Source organism: Bacillus sp. IT-79MI2 (assembly GCF_949768135.1).
In the GTDB taxonomy this organism is placed as follows: domain Bacteria; phylum Bacillota; class Bacilli; order Bacillales; family Bacillaceae_G; genus Bacillus_A; species Bacillus_A pseudomycoides.
Genome location: NZ_CATKPV010000079.1, coordinates 1 through 17,794, shown reverse-complemented (window position 1 = coordinate 17,794; position 17,794 = coordinate 1). Strand labels below are relative to the sequence as shown.

General features: G+C 32.6%; 12 protein-coding genes and 4 pseudogenes. 13 read left to right on the top strand and 3 right to left on the bottom strand.

The features are described from left to right. Window positions 1–514 precede the first annotated feature (514 nt). Window positions 515–1,803, top strand: a pseudogene (gene ltrA / locus ACM6HU_RS20650) (group II intron reverse transcriptase/maturase). Window positions 1,804–1,930: 127 nt separating this feature from the next. Next, a pseudogene (locus ACM6HU_RS20645) lies at window positions 1,931–2,317 on the top strand (IS4 family transposase); the annotation flags it as partial. 165 nt (window positions 2,318–2,482) lie between these two features. Here the strand turns inward: ACM6HU_RS20645 and ACM6HU_RS20640 are convergent. Continuing rightward, window positions 2,483–3,067, bottom strand: coding sequence for an SCO family protein (locus tag ACM6HU_RS20640; protein ID WP_097837064.1), 585 nt, complete (start codon window positions 3,065–3,067; stop codon window positions 2,483–2,485). A gap of 174 nt (window positions 3,068–3,241) precedes the next feature. Between ACM6HU_RS20640 and ACM6HU_RS20635 the strand changes: the two genes are divergently transcribed. From ACM6HU_RS20635 to ACM6HU_RS20590, 10 genes are all read left to right on the top strand, one after another. Beyond that, a protein-coding gene (locus tag ACM6HU_RS20635) for an IS3 family transposase (protein ID WP_414848413.1) occupies window positions 3,242–4,383 on the top strand; the annotation gives its coding sequence in 2 pieces (ribosomal slippage) (window positions 3,242–3,473 and window positions 3,473–4,383; 1,143 coding nt in all). Window positions 4,384–5,132: 749 nt separating this feature from the next. Then, a complete protein-coding gene (locus ACM6HU_RS20630; protein WP_097836468.1) occupies window positions 5,133–5,480 on the top strand; it encodes a cupin domain-containing protein in 348 nt (115 codons plus the stop codon). A 396-nt stretch (window positions 5,481–5,876) separates the two neighbouring features. Then, entirely contained in the window at window positions 5,877–7,151 is a 1,275-nt protein-coding gene (locus ACM6HU_RS20625; protein WP_097836467.1) for an ATP-grasp domain-containing protein, read from the top strand. A 142-nt stretch (window positions 7,152–7,293) separates the two neighbouring features. Then, entirely contained in the window at window positions 7,294–8,202 is a 909-nt protein-coding gene (rocF, locus tag ACM6HU_RS20620) for an arginase (protein WP_097836466.1), read from the top strand. Between the two features lie 82 nt (window positions 8,203–8,284). After that, entirely contained in the window at window positions 8,285–9,574 is a 1,290-nt protein-coding gene (locus ACM6HU_RS20615; RefSeq protein WP_098166993.1) for a lysine N(6)-hydroxylase/L-ornithine N(5)-oxygenase family protein, read from the top strand. A gap of 16 nt (window positions 9,575–9,590) precedes the next feature. Next, a complete protein-coding gene (locus ACM6HU_RS20610) occupies window positions 9,591–11,606 on the top strand; it encodes a class I tRNA ligase family protein (RefSeq protein WP_414848412.1) in 2,016 nt (671 codons plus the stop codon). A 66-nt stretch (window positions 11,607–11,672) separates the two neighbouring features. Continuing rightward, window positions 11,673–12,581: a branched-chain amino acid ABC transporter substrate-binding protein gene (locus tag ACM6HU_RS20605; RefSeq protein WP_097836463.1), complete on the top strand. Its 909-nt coding sequence runs from the start codon at window positions 11,673–11,675 to the stop codon at window positions 12,579–12,581. Continuing rightward, on the top strand, window positions 12,559–13,620 hold the full coding sequence (locus ACM6HU_RS20600) for an NAD(P)/FAD-dependent oxidoreductase (protein ID WP_414848414.1): 1,062 nt from the start codon (window positions 12,559–12,561) through the stop codon (window positions 13,618–13,620). The genes ACM6HU_RS20605 and ACM6HU_RS20600 overlap by 23 nt, the downstream gene beginning before the upstream one ends. A 14-nt stretch (window positions 13,621–13,634) precedes the next feature. Next, window positions 13,635–14,090, top strand: a complete 456-nt coding sequence (locus tag ACM6HU_RS20595; RefSeq protein ID WP_097836461.1) for a GNAT family N-acetyltransferase — start codon at window positions 13,635–13,637, stop codon at window positions 14,088–14,090. Window positions 14,091–14,234: 144 nt separating this feature from the next. Continuing rightward, window positions 14,235–15,452 carry an MFS transporter gene (locus ACM6HU_RS20590; RefSeq protein WP_097836460.1) on the top strand — a complete coding sequence of 406 codons (1,218 nt, stop codon included), beginning with the start codon at window positions 14,235–14,237 and terminating at the stop codon, window positions 15,450–15,452. 624 nt (window positions 15,453–16,076) lie between these two features. Here the strand turns inward: ACM6HU_RS20590 and ACM6HU_RS20585 are convergent. Beyond that, a complete protein-coding gene (locus tag ACM6HU_RS20585; RefSeq protein WP_097836459.1) occupies window positions 16,077–16,406 on the bottom strand; it encodes an Lrp/AsnC family transcriptional regulator in 330 nt (109 codons plus the stop codon). A gap of 640 nt (window positions 16,407–17,046) precedes the next feature. After that, window positions 17,047–17,166 (bottom strand): annotated as a pseudogene (locus ACM6HU_RS20580) (IS6 family transposase); the annotation flags it as partial. Here ACM6HU_RS20580 and ACM6HU_RS20575 point away from each other — a divergent pair. Beyond that, window positions 17,162–17,581: pseudogene (locus ACM6HU_RS20575) on the top strand (Rpn family recombination-promoting nuclease/putative transposase); the annotation flags it as partial. The pseudogenes ACM6HU_RS20580 and ACM6HU_RS20575 sit on opposite strands and share 5 nt — an antisense overlap. Window positions 17,582–17,794: the final 213 nt, after the last annotated feature.

The following is a 17,794-nucleotide window of genomic DNA, read 5'->3' as shown; positions in this document are numbered from 1 at the left end:
TCCAGATAAGGACACATTATCTAGTTGGTGAAAGTCCAATCGGGAGAATAGACTCCACTCCCGTAGCCTGAGAGGCGCCATGAAGTGAAAGCGACATCGCGAAGCCCTCTGACATCACATGCAAAAGGCATTTGGGCAAATCTCCAGGTTGTAACGTACAGTGAACGTAGACGTAGCCTCGTTACACGCAATTCCGGTGGCTGAGACGGTCGATAACGTGCGAAAGCAGCAAGAACTGACCGAAACGAGTCTGGAACGGCAGTTCTCACCGGCGGGGTATCAGCGGCGACATGGAGAGAAAGATAATGTGGAAACTGGAGAAGCCCTCGACACCCGATGAAGAAACCTCATCGAGGAGACCGTCTCTATAACCGCGATCGGGAAGTGAGAACGGTAGGTTGTCAGGGTGGCGGAACGGATCGTAGTACCAGAGATCTGCGTGCAGCAAAACGCGCGGGGAGGGAAGGGTCCGAACCTGTAAATATTTCGTACGACCAAAGGAGGCAAGGGTGCCATGACAAAAACACCTATTACTTTGCAGGAACTAAGGCGAAGTCTGAACCTACGCATCGGTTTTGGGGACTATTTTCCCACATTACCAAACTAACAACCCTCCATGAAGCATATCAGCATGCGAGGAAAAACGGCGGTGCCCCAGGTATCGACGGTCAAAGTTTCGCTGATATAGAACTAGAGGGAGTTATACCGTTTTTAAAGAACATTCAAGCAGAACTGCAGGCTGGAACATATCAACCACAAGCTAATCGTAAAGTAGAAATCCCAAAAGCAAACGGCAAAATGCGGACATTGCAAATCCCGTGTATACGGGACCGTGTGGTCCAAGGAGCGCTAAAACTCATATTGGAAGCTATCTTTGAGGCTGATTTCTGCCCAAATTCCTACGGATTCCGACCAAAACGCTCCCCGCATCAAGCGCTGGCAGAAGTGCGACGCAGTGTGCTGCGTCGTATGACCACAGTCATTGATGTTGATTTGTCACGTTACTTTGATACAATCCGGCATAACATCCTACTGAGGAAAATCGCAAATCGTGTTCAAGACCACCAAGTTATGCGCCTAGTAAAACAGGTGGTAAAAGCCGCAGGGAAGATTGGAGTCCCGCAAGGGGGACCGTTCTCGCCACTAGCGGCAAACATCTACTTGAATGAGGTAGATTGGACATTTGATGCCATTCGGCGTAAAACGACGGAAGGCAACTATGAAGCTGTGAACTATCACCGATTTGCCGATGATATGGTTATCACTGTAAGTGGGCACTCCAGTAAACGAGGGTGGGCTGAACTGGCACTGCGACGACTGCAGGAACAATTGGAGCCTTTGGGAGTTGAACTGAATCTTGAGAAAACTCGGATGGTCGATGTCTTACAGGGAGAGTCTTTTGCCTTTCTGGGGTTTGATTTCAGGCGAGTACTGAACCGAAATAAGACCCGATACTTCGTATGCATGACCCCAAAGAAGAAAGCACGTATGGCAGTGAAAGCAAGAATCCGCGAACTCATTCAAAACGCAGGAGCCAAACCGGCACAAGACTTAGTAAAACAAATCAATGCCGTACTAACAGGATGGGTGAACTACTTTCGAGTTGGAAACTCCAGCGGAGCATTTAGCGAAGTGCGTGACTATACGGAGATGAAAATCCGTACACTGCTGACAAGAAGGAAACGGCGACGAAAGCGTAGTATCGGATGGCAGAGATGGAGTAATGAATATCTTTATGGTGTACTGGGGCTCTACTGGGACTGGAAAGTCCATTCCCTTAAAAGCGCAGAGGGATACCGATGAAAGTGTCTGATAACCCTTTTGATGAAGTTTATGGGGTGAGCTGCTTGAGGGAAAACCTCACGAGCAGTTCTTATGGGGAGGGGTTGGAAACGGGTCATAACTGATACCGCGCCAGTTCTTTACCCGACAACTGATCTTTAAAATATGGAAATCATTTTTTCGTATTCATCAGTGTAATTCTGTAAAATTAGAACGACTAGAATGTCATTTATATGGACAATTAATAAGTATCCTTCTTTGTTCATCCACCATGTTTCAAATGCGCCAATTACTCCTCATCAAGAAGAAACGAGAATTAAGCGAATATAAAGCAATTTATATCATAAAAGATTATTTTCCACTTATTTATCAATCTTTACAAAAAGACACCCAAGAATTAACAAAGATATTGCTTCGTCTGTTCAATCTTTTACAGAAAAACGGACGAAAATCCCATAGGTATGAGAAGAAAACAGTCTTTGATATCTTAGGCGTCGTATACAACTTTTCTATGTCTCACGATCATGTAGCGTAATCCAAAAAATTGAAACCCGATAGGGTTTATTTGGTATGCAAATCTTTAAAGAACTTACACTGGATCTTTAGAAAAAAGAAAAAATCTCACCTGAAATTAACTTATATAATCTTAGCTTGATGGGTATGGGGTGGGACCTCTAAATATTGACTTAATAGAATTTTTTTATCGAATTTTTTTAATGTCTTGAACAATTTCGTCATAAGGAGTATTTTCGACACCTGAATATTTTTTTAGAACTTTTCCATTTTTGTCAATAAGATAAAAACTTGTGCCATGTATAACTTGTGTATCATTTTCTGGCTTAGTTACAAGTGATTGGAAGTTTTCTTTAGCAAACTTTTCAATATCTGCTCTTTTATATCCCGTGAGGAAATGAGTCCTACTTCCATCCATTTCATAGATCTTCAAAAATTCTGTTATTTTTTCTGGTGTGTCTACTTCAGGATCAACACTAAATGATACAAATTCTACATCTTTAATCCCGTCCGTATTCAACATTCTCTGGAGTTTTGCCATATTTGCTGTCATAGGTGGACAAACTGTTTGGCAACTTGTAAAGAAGAAATCAGCTACCCAAATTTTATCTTGTAACTCAGCTGATCCAAATTGCTTCCCATTTTGATCTGTAAATGAGAACTTTTGCACATCCCAATTTAGTGAATTGTTGAGTTCTGCATCTTTGCATGCTCCTAGAGCTATAACTGTGAATATAAGTATAAGTGATCTAATGAAATTCATTTTTTTCATATGTATTTATCTCCTTTCAATTTTTATAGATTTTACGGAATGGTTATATGAACTACCCAACACTCGGTAGTATTTACTTTGGTTAATTTTTATTTTTGATAGTAGAGTTAGTATAGTCATATGGACACAACTTAGTTAAATCCTTACAATGGGTTTCAAGGAGGAAGTGTCCGTATGACAAATAAGAAATTTAATGAAGAGTTTAAAAAAATGGTTGTTGAATTATATCGTTCGGGACAACCCGTAAAACAATTAAGCAGCGAGTATGGCGTATCAGAAGTAACCGTTTATAAATGGATTAAAATATATTCTCCTATCACATCAGTTGATGAAGATGAAATGACGCTAGAAGATCTAAAACGGATGAAAAAAGAAATGCTTCGTCTAAAAGAAGAGAATGAAATTTTAAAAAAGGCTATGGCCATATTCGCGAGAAAATAAAAGATACAGAATTACATCAGTTTATCGATTGTCAAAAAGAAACGTACTCTATTCATACGATGTGCCAAGCTCTTGGAGTAGCAAGAAGCTCTTACTATCAATCTCAGCACAAAACAGAGTCAAAGCGTAGTCGTGAAAATGAAGAATTAACCAAAAAAATTATACAAATTCATCAAGATAGTGGAGAGCGTTACGGTACGCCAAAGATTCATCCAATACTATTGGAACAAGGATTACAAGTAAGCATAAAGCGTGTACAACGGCTCATTAAAAAAGAAGATACTCGTTCCGTTGTCTTAAAGAAATACAAACCACATTCATCAAAATCAACTGTAGAGGAACGGACAAATCTATTAGAACAGGACTTCTCTACAACAACAATCAATGAAAAGTGGGTAGCGGATATTACCTATATTCACACGCAAAAAGATGGTTGGTGTTACCTTGCATCTGTCATGGATTTGTATTCTAAAAAAATTGTTGGATATTCATTTTCACGAAATATGACAACGAATCTTGTGGTAAAAGCATTAGAAAACGCTTACTATACACAGAAACCACCAGAAGGTCTCATTCTACATACTGACTTAGGAACACAATATACAAGTCAGGAATTTCAAACCTTACTCGCGAATTATAAAATAAAGCCCTCTTTCAGTAAGAAAGGCTGTCCGTATGATAACGCTTGTATCGAGTCATTTCATGCCATTTTAAAGAAAGAAGAAGTATACCGTACAAAATACGTCACATTTGAACAAGCAAACTTAGCACTATTTCAATACATCGAGGGATGGTATAACCGCAAGAGGATTCATAGTAGCATTGGTTATAAAACTCCCCAAGCAATAGAAGATCTAGTTAAAAAAGTAGCTTAGATTTAACTTTTTTGTGTCCAAAATATTGACTCAAATCCATAGCTATCGAATTAATCTTAACACAGCCGAATGAACCACCATGTTCCATAGTATTTATATTACTGTTTATAATAATGCTAGTATGCATATAGCTTCCTTTTTGATGTTTATAGTTCACAAGACCACTTATAATTAAGATTGTTAGGTGTGTCATTATTACATACATTGCCTCTTTATTTCACGATTCATAATAAAAGGTGAAGTAAAACAAGGAGATATTATTTAGTAATTTGTTATACAAACCTCTATATCTGATAAGAAGTATGGTATGTAAGGAAAAATAGATAGGTCATTCAAAGACTTGTTGACTATGCTAATAATAGATCCATCTCAGTATGATTCTTGAATTATTACCCTTCAAAAGAGTGAAAAAACATCATACATTTGGATAATGTGTTAAAAATAGAGTTAACTATAGTATAATTTAAAGGTTAAATTATACATATTGAGAAAATATTTTAGAGATTGAATATTAAGATTTCTCCTATTAAAATGAAATTTGAAATGAAAGGATAATCTGTAAGCGTGTCCCTTATGTAGAAAAGAGATAGGACTATTTCTATCTCTTTTTGTTATGCTGGCAGTTTATATATCTTTAATTAATTCTTTAGACACATGTGAAGAAATTTAGATTATACCTGATATATTCCTTTTATTAAGTTAACTTAGTTAATTGATTCTAGAATTTAATAACATTAGGAGGATAGCAAATGAAAAATTATCAACTTACACAGATTTTAAGAGAAAAAAGAAATATAGACAAAAATTATTATGAATTTTTGCATGAAACGGATTTAAGTATGGGAATTTATGAATTGAAAGCAGGATCTTTAGATATGCAACAACCACATACAGAAGATGAAGTATATTATATTATCAATGGCAGAGCACAACTTGAAGTAGAGAGTGAAAATATTTTTGTTGAATCTGGTTCTATTATTTATGTAAAGGCTAACATGGAACATAGATTTCATACTATTGAAGAAGATCTCACGGTACTTGTTTTCTTTGCACCTGCTGAATACTCTTGCGAAAAAGATTTTAAATTACAACGATAATTGCATAATAAGAAAGGTAAAAATAAATGTCTTTTTATCAAGTTTGTTTAAATTAGACAACAACTAATTATAGGCAGGTATGTTATTCCATTAAAGAAAAATAAATTTTATCAATAAATAAATAATTAATAGAAAAAAACATAAATGTTAAAATTAGTAAATTTATGTTTAAAAAAGGTACACTTTACGGCGTTTTAATGAATTTTTGTTTGTTTTTTTCAAGTAAAAATATCTAGTTGTATGCCTTTCAATCTGAGAGTTTTTGGTATTTTTTACATAAAAATATATTTACGGAAAAATATTTCTAAATATTTCTAATCTATTGAACAATCAAAAGTTTTAGTATACGATTGCGACGTGATATCAACATATACAGAGAAGAAAAGGAGATTACATATGAAAAATAAAAAAATTGGAATCATCATGAGAAAAGGTTATAGCATTCATGGTGATCATATTGAAACTGCTGGAAGAATATCTGATGAACTTTACTTGTTTACGAGTGTACCAAGTAAAACAATGGATGCGCGCTTTAAAGAAGTAATTGTACTTGAAGAGGCTTCTGAAATAGATGCTGAAAATTATATTTTTACAAAAGGAAAAGATATAGGAATTAGTTTTTTTGTGACTTGGCAAGAAACTGATATTGTCTTAACTGCTAAAATTAATGAACGCTTTGAAAATAAGGCGTTATCTGTTGAAGCTGCTACGACATCTCGAGATAAATCAAAGCAGAGAGAGTTTATGTTAAAGAATTCTATTGCTAGTCCTAAATTTGCAAAAATTAATTCTATAGAGGATGCAGAGAAAGAAATAGAAAATATTCCTTTCCCTGTAATCATTAAGCCTACTATGGCTGCTAGCAGTGAATCTGTATATTTAGTTAACAGTTTAGAAGAATTGAATAATTCATTAGAAAAAATTATTAATCTTTCTAAAACAAATAAAGGATTCTATTTTAACCAAACACAACAATGTGTGGCATTAGTAGAAGAATTTCTGACTGGGGAAGAAATTACAGTTGATGGAGTCGTTTTAAATGGAGAATTTTACCTTGGTGGAATTCACAATAAAAATAAAATGATGGGTCCATATTTTGAGGAAGATGAATACACTTTACCGTATGTTGGTGTAGATGAAGACGTAGTTGTTAATATTGCTAAAGAAATATGTGGAAAATTAGCTATTGAAAACAGTTTATTTAATGTAGAACTACGCCGAGATACGCAAGGGAATTTTAAAGTTGTAGAATTTAGTACTAGAATCAGTGGCGGGCATGTTTATCGTAATATACGTGATGTACATGGTATTGATTTAGTAGCCGTTAATATTCTTGGTTTATTAGATTGTAAAGGGGATATTTTGGAATTCTTCTTAACTAGATCTACAACACCAAAATCTTGTACTTGTATTAAATTTGTATATAGATCTGGAATAATAAAGAAAAATGAATTGGGAATTGTTGCTGAACAGCCAGAGTATAAGGCTTACTATCCTGTAGCTAAAGTAGGATCTGAAGTATATCATGCTCCAAAAGGATTTGATATAACGGGATTACTTTCATTAAGAGCACCATATAAAGATAAATCTGATGTAGAAAAATTGCGCAAAAGAGCTAGAGAATTAGATAATCAATTAGATATAGAATTAGAAATTCCAGTTCATGCATAAAAACTTTAGTAAATCTGGTTGTTATATTCCTTGTTTAAATGAGGAATATAACCGCTAGATTTATCGATAAATTATTTAATAGTACCAAATTATAACCAAGTAATCCGATGTGTATAATTATAGAAATGGAGTGGAAAACACTATGAATAAAAGAGTATCTATTTTGGGAGCACCTACTTACTTCGGAGCTAGTATAGGAGGGGTTGACCTTGGACCATATGTTGTAAGATATGGCGGTATGTCGAAACAATTAACTGAAATCGGAATTGATTTTGTTGATCTAGGAGACATTTCTCTTCCTTCAACCAATAATAAAAATTATGGAATTGTCAAACAAGAGTTTTCAAATGAAGTAATTGATATATGTAAAAATATTGCTTCAACGGTTGAGAACGAATTGGAAAAAGGGCATTTCCCATTAGTTTTAGGTGGAGATCATAGTATTGCAATTGGGACTGTAACTGGAATTCTTAGAAAAACACAACGATTAGGAGTAATTTGGTTTGATGCTCATGGGGATGCAAATACATTTGAAACATCGATTTCTGGTAATATTCATGGGATGTCTTTAGCAATTCTCTTAGGATACGGTAACGAAAAATTTAAAGATTTTCTAGAGAAAGAAACTAAAATTGATCCAAAGAATATCGTACAAATAGGAATTCGTGATTTAGACCCGGGGGAAGAAGAGTTTCTCAAAAATTTAGGAGTAACAATTTTTACAGCAGACGATGTGAGAAAGCATGGAATAAAATCCATTATGGAAAAGGCGATTAAGATTCTCAATAATAATACAGATGCAGTTCATCTAACATTTGATTTAGATGCTTTAGATCCTGAATTTGCTCCTGGAGGAGGATTAGCGGTTCCACATGGTTTAAGTTTAGATGATACAAAAGAGGCAATTGATATGTTAAAAAATAATACAAACCTAATAGCGGCAGAGTTCACGGAAATAAACCCTATATTAGATAAAGATAATATTACTGTCAACACAACAATTGAACTTATTACTGGACTTTTAAGTAAGAAGGTTACTATGTCTAAATAAAATGTTTTCTGAAATTAATTTTTAAAATATAAAAAACTAAAATTATATACGAGAATTTAAAAAAACGAAAAGGACGAGTCAAATGAATAATAAAATCTATGATGTTATTGGAATTGGATTTGGACCAGCTAACCTAGCTTTAGCAACTGCTATAGAAGAAGAAAATAGTTCAATGGAAAGAATCTTTCTGGAAGAAAAAACGCACTATCAATGGCATCCTGGAATGCTTTTAGATAATACAAATATTCAAATTTCATTTTTGAAAGACCTTGTAACTCTAAAAAATCCTAAAAGTAAATTCTCATTTTTAAATTATTTACATGAAAATGAGAGACTAAGCGATTTTATTAATCTCTCAGAGTTTTATCCGTCAAGACTTGAATACAATGATTATATGTCTTGGGTTGCCTCTCAATTAGAAGAACACGTTTATTATAGTAGATCGGTAGTTTCAGTAGACCCTATTATGTCTGAAAATTCCGTTGAATTATTAGAAGTTATTGTTCAAAATACAGAAACTAATCAATTAGAGAGCTATATTACTAAAAATATTGTTTTGGCTACGGGTGGAACACCAAGAACTCCAGTAAATATTGAAATGAATAATAGTAGAGTATTTCATTCTAGTCAATTTAAAAATAAAATTAATAATTTCAAACAAGATGATGCTCATAAGTTTTTAGTTGTAGGATCAGGACAAAGTTCAGCTGAATTATTTTTCCATCTAATCAATAATTATCCGAAATCAGATATCACTGCAACAATGAGACCTTTCTCATATAAAGCTGTAAATGAAAGTAAGCTTGTTAATCGTATATTTGATGCTAATATGATTGATTTTATTTATTCTTTACCAGAAAAAAATCGAGATGCTTTATTAAAACACCACAGTGATACTAATTATGCAGCTGCGGATGGAAGTTTAATTAGTCAAATTAATAAAGCTTTATATAACCAAAAATTCCATGGAGAAGATCGTTTTAGAATAAAGCCATTTTTAGAATTAACTGAGATAAAAACACTGTCTGATAAAGCTGTTGTTTATTACAAAGACATAGTTAAACATACAGAAATTGTTATTGAAGCTGATGCTGTAATTCTTGCTACTGGGTACGAAAGTAAAAAGAACCATCCTTTATTAAAAAATCTTAACTCGTACATTTCAGATAATATTGAAGTTTCCCGAAATTATCGTTTAGAAACAACGGATAAATTTAAACCTGGTATTTATTTGCAGGGTGTAAATGAAAGCACTCATGGACTTAGTGACACTTTATTATCTAATTTATCTATTCGATCAAATGAAATTTTAAAAACCGTACAAGAATATAATTCATTAACAGAAGAAAAAACTAAAAACGTAGTTTCATAATATAGGGGGTCTAAAGATGCATATTGAAAAGATAAATCCACAGATTTTTACAAATGAATATGATATTATGTGTCAACGATTATTTCCGCATTCTAATAAATTGTATGATTCACCATTTGGTGCAATGTGGGGAATCATAGAGCCTGGAGAAATTTCTAAAATTCATGGACATCATGAAGTTGAAACTTTTATTATCTTTAAGGGTGAAGGAATAGTTAAAGTGGGTAAAAAAGAAGAACCTGTTACGCGAGGGGACGCCATCTTTATTCCACCATTTGAAGAACATAGTTTGAAAAATACATCAGATGAAAATATGATATTCTTCACCATATGGTGGGAAAATACTTTTAGTAAAAAAAATAGTAAAAAGTTAAATTCAGATAAAAAGAAGTATTTAATAACGACCACACCACCAACACCTAATGGTGATTTACATGTGGGGCACCTATCTGGTCCATATACAGGAGCTGACATTTTAACTAGATATTTAAAACTTAAAGGGAACGAAGTCTTTTATATGAGTGGAGCGGATGATCATCAAAGCTATGTACCGTTTAAGGCGGGTCAATTAGAAAAATCTCCTAGAGAAACGGCAGATTATTTTGCTAATGAAATTGAAAAAACATTAAGACTAGCAAAAATTAATCCAGATATTTTTGTCAAACCTCATTTTTCAACATTTCATATTGAGTTTGTCAAAGAGTTTTTTGAAAAACTGTGGAATGAAGGTAAATTAGTAGAAAAAGAAGTCGACATTCTATTCTGTAAGCAATGCGATAAGCACCTTTATGAAGCTTATGTGAGAGGTAATTGCCCACATTGTAATGAATTATCAGATGGTAACGCCTGTGAAAAATGTGGTAGACCTAATTTGTGTATTGATTTATTAAACCCAACCTGTAAATGTTGTGGCAGCGAACCAGAGAAATCTAAAATTAAACAACTATTTTTCCCATTAAGTAATTATAAAACACAATTAAAACAGTACTACAAAGAATTAAAAATAGGGCCACATTTGACGGCATTATGTGAGAGAATGCTAGATGAGGATTTGCCTGATATTCCTATTTCACATGTATCTGATTGGGGAATTCCAGTTCCGGTAGAAGGATATGAAAATCAAACTATATATGTATGGTTTGAAATGGCACCTGGATATTTATCTGCAACAAACGAATTAATTCAGGATAAAAATCTTTCGTATACGTTAAGAGATTTTTGGAATAATCAAGATACAACTATCATTAATTTCTTTGGATATGATAATGGTTATTTCCATTCAGTGCTTTTCCCAGCTATTTGGCTAGCATATAGTGAAGATATAACTCTTCCTAAAACAATGATAACGAATGAATTTTATCAACTAGAGGGTCTTAAGTTTTCAACAAGCAGGGGACATGCTGTATGGGGCAAAGAATTATTAGAAAATGCTTCACATGATGTTGTAAGGTATTATTTATCTTATAGTAGGCCGGAAACAGTTGAAACAAACTTCACTATGGAAGAATTTAATCATATTGTAGATACGAACTTAAACCAAGAATGGGAATCTTGGTTACATGATTTAAAATGCAAGTTAGAAGCAGAGTTTCCAAATGGTGCTCCAGAATTAGAGACATTATCAGGTAACTATTTAATGTATTATCAACATGTAAATCGAATTATGAATGAAATTATGAATGCATATGAACCAAATACATTTTCACCCCAAAAGGTAGTTAGATTATTAAATGAATTAGTTAGAATTGTCAAGAAATTCTCGGCGGGAGAAGAGTTTTTAACGGTATTAAAGAATAATCAACAAAGAAGAAATACTGCTATTGCACTAGAATTATATACTGCAAAAATTTTAGCATTATTTTCTAGCCCAATCATGCCTACATTTGGTAAAATGCTATGGGGGAATTTAGGATTTAATATTGACATGCAGTTGGATGAAGAAGTAAACTTTTTGCCTGCTGGACAGAAAGTAAATCTTCAAAAGAATTATTTTTCAAAAACAAACGACAGTTTTTATCTTCAGAATATTTGATAATATAAGGAGGTAGTACTTACCTCCTTATATTTCCTAATAAAAAATATATAGGGAGCTCAAATTATGAAAGAGAAACTAAAAATTGGAGTAGTAGGCCCTTTTTCAGGTCCTAGGTCTGTATACGGTCAAATGTTAATTGAGGGTGTAAATCGTGCGAAGCTAAATTATGCTGGTAACATCGAATGGATTTATCAAGATGATAAAGGAGATCCAAATACCATCAAAGATATCTCTAAAAAAATGATTGAATCAGGCGTTGTTGCTGTAATTGGACACTTTAATAGTGCATGTGCTTTAAAAGCAATACCGTTTTATTCCAAGGCGAAAATCGCATTCTTAGTTCCTGCATCAACTAATTTAGACGTTACGCTTAATAACGAAGAATTAGTATTTAGGTTTTGTTCTAATGATTTGGTACAAGCTGAAACCGTTATTAATTTTTTGAAAACTAAAGATATTCAAACGATTGCGGCGGTTTCTGATGAAACATTTTACGGAAAAAGCCTAGCAGATTTGCTGTATCAAAATGCAAATTCTTTATTTAAAGAAGTTACTAGAATTGAAGATTTTAATAGTGAAAATAATAAGTATAGCGATGCAATATTCTTTGCCGGGACACATTTTAACTCTGCAACTTACCTAAAGGAACTAAGGATGAGAGGGTATAAAGGGATTTTTATAGCTTCAGATGATTCTTATGTAGATGAATTTATAGAATTAGCTAAAGATTATTCTAATGATGCTTTTACCATAAAGGCAAAAGAAGATTATGTAGAAACATCATTTCTTGCAGCTTCGTATCTATTAGATTGTATTGAATCTAATAGAGAAAATTTAATCAATAAATTAGCGAGAGGTAATTCTACAATTAAATTTTCAAACAATGGAGATCGTTTAGGAGCTTCATGGATAATTGCACAAGTTATTGATAAATCTTTTGTTGAGGTGAATTATCATAAAACATTCAGCTGATGTAGTTATTATTGGGGGCGGCATTATTGGTGCAGCTATACAGTATTATTTAACCAAGCAAAATATTACAAATACAATTTTATTAGAGAAAAATTCCTTTAGTAGTGGATCAACAGGCCAATCAGGAGGTTTTATAAGGGTCTATCATAATGATCCCTATCTAACTGAAATAGCAAAAGAAGGAATAAATGATTTTTTTAGTATTAGTGAAGAGGTTAAATTTAAGCAGACTGGAATGTTATATGTTGAAAATGAAACACAACATATAAAAATGGAAAAGCAAATTGGAGAACTTAAAAAATCTGGACATAAAATTAGTATCCTTTCATCTGAAGTATTAAAGAAAGAATTTGAATTTATAAATTTTCCTAAAAACAGCTGTGTGGCTTACGAGGAACAAGCAGGGTACATTAGCCCATCGTTAGCCACGAATACATGGATTGAAACATCTAAAACTAAAGGTGCATTAGCTTGTGAAGGAATCGAAGTGAAAGAAATTTTAATGGATAATAACTGTGTTGTAGGAGTTAAAACCTCCTATGGGACTATATATTGTAAACATATTGTTGTGGCAGCTGGAGCCTGGAGTGGAAATATATTAGATACTATAGGTATTAAAATTCCAGTAAGAAGTAAAATTATTCAAATTCATTTCTTTGATGGAATAGGGCAAAAAGACCATCCAATTTTTATAGATGATAGTACTGGATTATATGGCAGACCTGATAATCTAGGTACTTCTCTAGTAGGATATCCAGTAGATAAGTATGATATTGACCCGGACAAAAAAATGTCAATTGACCCAAATGACTTAGAAAAAATGCTTCAAAATTCAAAAAGTAGATTGCCATATCTAAATAAAAACTTATTTATAGGTGGAAGAAGAAGCTTTGATGCATATACATCAGATAATCGAGGAATTATAGAACAATTTCCACAAGCAGAAGGTTTAATCGTTGCAACTGGCTGGAGTGGTGGTGGAGTAAAGTTGGCTCCTGGTATTGGTAAGAGAATAGCAAAAATGATTACTGGAGTATAGGGGGAGAAAAGACTATGAACAATCTCGAGAATATTGAAATTTTTGAAGCGACTTATGATGATAGAGAGACTGTTATCAATTTAATTAGAATGTATATGGAATTCTATGAAAAACCGGTGCATGAAAAAAGTTCTTTAGATGAATTAGTTAATACTATAATAAAAAATAGAGATTTGGGATTATTCTACGTTTGTACGGTTAATAAAGAGCCAATAGGATTTGCTACTTTATATACCACTTTCAGTACGTTAAGTATGGGAAGAGCAATGATCTTGAATGATTTATTTGTTATCCCTGATTATAGAAAATTGGGTGTTGGGGATATGTTATTTAATACTTGTAAAAAGTACGTCCAAGACAATAATTATGCATATATGGAATGGGTTACCGCAAAAGATAATATGGTTGCTCAAAACTTCTATAAAAAACAAAAGGCAAATAAGAATGATTGGATTGTTTACAGTATTTAAATAACAATCTAATAGTATTTAGGGCGGATATAACAAAATATTTTCAATGTGCAATTTTGTTATGTATTTTCCAAATCCCTTTCTTTAAACAAGTTAAAACAAATTTAAGGTCAAACAACCGATATAAGAAAGAAGGAATGTATAATGCCAATTCAATTTATATTTATAGTACTATTGGCGCTGACTCTTTGTGGGGAAGGTATGTTAACAGTAACTCTAACCTGGACAATTTTGGATAAAGGGGGATCAGTTACTCATTTAGGAATTATATTAACATTAATGAGTTTGTTACCATTCTTTATGCAAAAATATTCGAAAAGTCTTAAGATGTGGTTAACAAAAAGTCCATTGTTAATTTTCTCTGGTGTCCGTTGCATCGGCATTATTCTGATTATAATAAGTCTTTTAAATAGTGAGCGCATTAATGTTTTTACTTTATATATTTTTGCAGGTGTTTTTTCTATTATTTTATTTTTATCTACGCAAAGTTTGGAAACATATATGTCTCAAATGGTATTATCAGGAGAAATTCCAGCAGGAAAGGCTTCAAATATGTTACAAACTGCAATACAAATTGGAGCATTTGGTGGGAACGCAATAGCAGGATTTATGATGAATGTAGGTGGATTTAATAATGTACTTTATGGTTTAGCATTCTCATTAGGTATTGGGGTATTTTTACCTCTTCTGATGCCTCTATTAAAAAGTAAAGAGGTTCAGCAAAATAAAAAACCTGTATCAAATCATATTGAAAAAATAAATCTAATTGATAATTCAAAAATATTATGGATTACAATTACTGGTATTGCTGTTTTAACAATACAACTTGCATCATTTAATTTTTTAGTACCAATTTTATTTCACGATGTATATCGTTGGGATCCTATGCAGTATGGATTTGTTAGTGCTGCAGCAGGTTTAGGGGCTTTATTAGCTACACTTGTTGGGAAATTTGAAAAATTTATTCCAAGGTCAATTTTTATATTAATTGCTGTTTTTGATATTACTTTAGGATTAGTGCATTCCTGGTATTTAGCAATTGCCGTTTCATTTATGCTTGGTTTTGTTTTTAATCGTTCACGTATCAACCAAAGAACTGTGATGTTTGACTTTATTAAAACAAAAGAAGAAACGGTTATTTGGTCTAGTCGATCTACACTAGCATTCCAGTTTACCAAAGCTGCTTTACCTTTAACGTTAGCATTACCTATTCAATGGATTGGGATTATGAATGCAGGCCATCTGTTTGGAGTAATAGGTACGATTGTTGCTGCTATTATGATGGTGATTTATCTAAATGAACTAAATCATAGAAAAAAAAATGGAGTTTTACAACAAGAAACTTCTCAAAAATCAATCTAATAACAATGTATTAAATAAAAAGAACCGCTAATGAAGTGAAACTCAAAAATTCAGAAAAAATTTTAAGTAGCTAAGGAGGAATGTGCTCTGTATTGTACAGGGCGCATTCCTTTTCCTTTTGATTATATTTTCCTAATTCTAATTTAATGATTCTTTCGAACCTTCTACTGGTTGATTTCTCTCCGGCTTCTTTTTCATGGATGGATGCCCCTTTTTCTTTGATTGAAGAGTGTTAATCCCCTGTATATGAAATAAATCCTTCTACTTCCACACCGTGCTAGAACTAGAAATATTAACAATTGTAGTGGATTCCGAAATGGACGCTCTTATTTTGTTCATATAATTAAGTACTTCCATTTTTAATTATATTGAGTAATCTGTATATATTTTTGAAGCCCAGCCAATCCATGTTCTTGAAATTTCGCTACCCATTTTTTAGTATCAATGCATTCATATTAGGTGTGTGAGCGGTAACTTGAAAAGACTCTACATTGTCAAGATAAGCTTGAACGACAACCGTTTTTGTTTTTAAAGAGTATTTTGTCATAAAAAACTGCACCCAACTAACAATTTGGGTGCAGTTTTTATTTGCTGTTCTTTTCTTATGAAAAGTCGAATATTACCTTATTTTTCTGCTAAATCATAATTAGTATTTGCTTTGAAAATTATAAGATTAGATATTATTTGAGCTACAGAACCATAATTATCAATAAATTCTTCTAGTTCTTTCAAATCAGCCATTATAATTTTAGCAATAAAGTCAGTCTTTCCTGTAACTCGATAACAAAATTCGATATTTTGTTCAAGTTGTATACTATCCATAAATTCATGATATTGCGCTTCTTTAACCTTTATCTCTAATATAGCTTGTAAAGGCTTTGAAATTGTTTCCTTATCGCTATTTTCCGTTCCAATCATGTTAGCAGATTTAGTTTGAATAACATTATTTTTCATTTGATAAAAAATCCTTTCAAATTAGTTTCAAATAGAAAAAAAGTAATTTTTTTTCATTACAAGTGAAATGGTAAGGAGAATTTGGATTTAGTATTATAAAGGTATTCACATATAGATGTAAAATATTGTGTGATAAAAAACTTTTAAAGGAGGAACTTATAATATGAAAATAACATCCAATGATCGAAAACTATTGAATATATATTTTCAACAAATTGTAAAAGCAATTATACTTACGAAATAGTATAACATCCTATCATTCATTATGACGTATATTATTGAAGAAAATCAATAAATTTTTGATAACTACAATAGTTTCCTTAGTACCTAAAGAGGTGTTTATAAAAATAAAAATATTGAGAAATATAAAAGTAGGGTATTATATATATGTATTATTAGACGAAATGTTATAATACATATATAAGCATCATTAAAAAAGCAACTCGACCCCAATCCGAGTTGTTTTTTATGTTTTGTGTTATTTTCCGAAGAATAACAATTAAATGAAACATGATACTAGTTCATAAATTATGAGTGTTTAAAAATTAGCCTTTTATATAAAATATTGCATATAAAAGGGTTCTGGTGCAAAAATCATTTAATAGAGACATAAAACCTACACAGTCTATTCAATTCCAGATTATGATGCAATTCCAAACAAGTTATGTACAAATTCAACTTCATTTTGGATAGACTTCACCTGTCGGTGAAGTTGCCCTTTTTTCATCATATGCATGGCTTCAACACCACTCAACGTAGAGATTCCAAAACTTGTGAGACAATGGCGTGAAGAAAAAGTGAATCCTTGGGAAAATGCGTTTGTTCGTTGGATGTTATTATTACCAGCACATGAAGACGAACATTTAACTCAAACATTGGAGGAGATTGCTATGAATCAAGATCCAATTTTACAAAAGGCAATGAATAAATGGGAAAATATGAGCCATGACTCTTCTTTCCGAATAGCTTATGAAGCTCGTGAGAAGTTACTTCTAGATGAACAAGCCAAATTAGCACATGCTCGTGAAGAAGGTTTAGAAGAAGGTTTAGAAAAAGGTCTGGAAAAAGGTAAATTCCAATTAATTCGTGGTATGCATAAGAATGGTATGCCGTTAGAAGACATTGCGAAATTCACAGGTCTAAGTACAGAAGAAGTCCGAAAGATATTATTATAATGCATGGAATTATAAAAGCTTTTTACTGTTGCAGGATTCATAGAAAAAAACTATGATCCAGTAACTACATCTAAAGAACCGCTCCTGTATCTATTCAGAAGCGGTTCTTTAATTCTGGTGCATTTACTAGCTAATAAAAAATGATTACACCGGGGTTATAATTATACCACTTGCCTACTTATCTTATAGCTTTTGAGAATATATCCACACATA

Bases quoted from the DNA above. Each gene is read 5' to 3' on its own strand.
- ACM6HU_RS20625 (WP_097836467.1), top strand. From the start codon at position 5,877: ATGAAAAATAAAAAAATTGGAATCATCATGAGAAAAGGTTATAGCATT.
- ACM6HU_RS20585 (WP_097836459.1), bottom strand. From the start codon at position 16,406: ATGAAAAATAATGTTATTCAAACTAAATCTGCTAACATGATTGGAACG.
- ACM6HU_RS20610 (WP_414848412.1), top strand. From the start codon at position 9,591: ATGCATATTGAAAAGATAAATCCACAGATTTTTACAAATGAATATGAT.
- rocF (WP_097836466.1), top strand. From the start codon at position 7,294: ATGAATAAAAGAGTATCTATTTTGGGAGCACCTACTTACTTCGGAGCT.
- ACM6HU_RS20605 (WP_097836463.1), top strand. From the start codon at position 11,673: ATGAAAGAGAAACTAAAAATTGGAGTAGTAGGCCCTTTTTCAGGTCCT.
- ACM6HU_RS20615 (WP_098166993.1), top strand. From the start codon at position 8,285: ATGAATAATAAAATCTATGATGTTATTGGAATTGGATTTGGACCAGCT.
- ACM6HU_RS20640 (WP_097837064.1), bottom strand. From the start codon at position 3,067: ATGAAAAAAATGAATTTCATTAGATCACTTATACTTATATTCACAGTT.
- ACM6HU_RS20630 (WP_097836468.1), top strand. From the start codon at position 5,133: ATGAAAAATTATCAACTTACACAGATTTTAAGAGAAAAAAGAAATATA.
- ACM6HU_RS20595 (WP_097836461.1), top strand. From the start codon at position 13,635: ATGAACAATCTCGAGAATATTGAAATTTTTGAAGCGACTTATGATGAT.
- ACM6HU_RS20590 (WP_097836460.1), top strand. From the start codon at position 14,235: ATGCCAATTCAATTTATATTTATAGTACTATTGGCGCTGACTCTTTGT.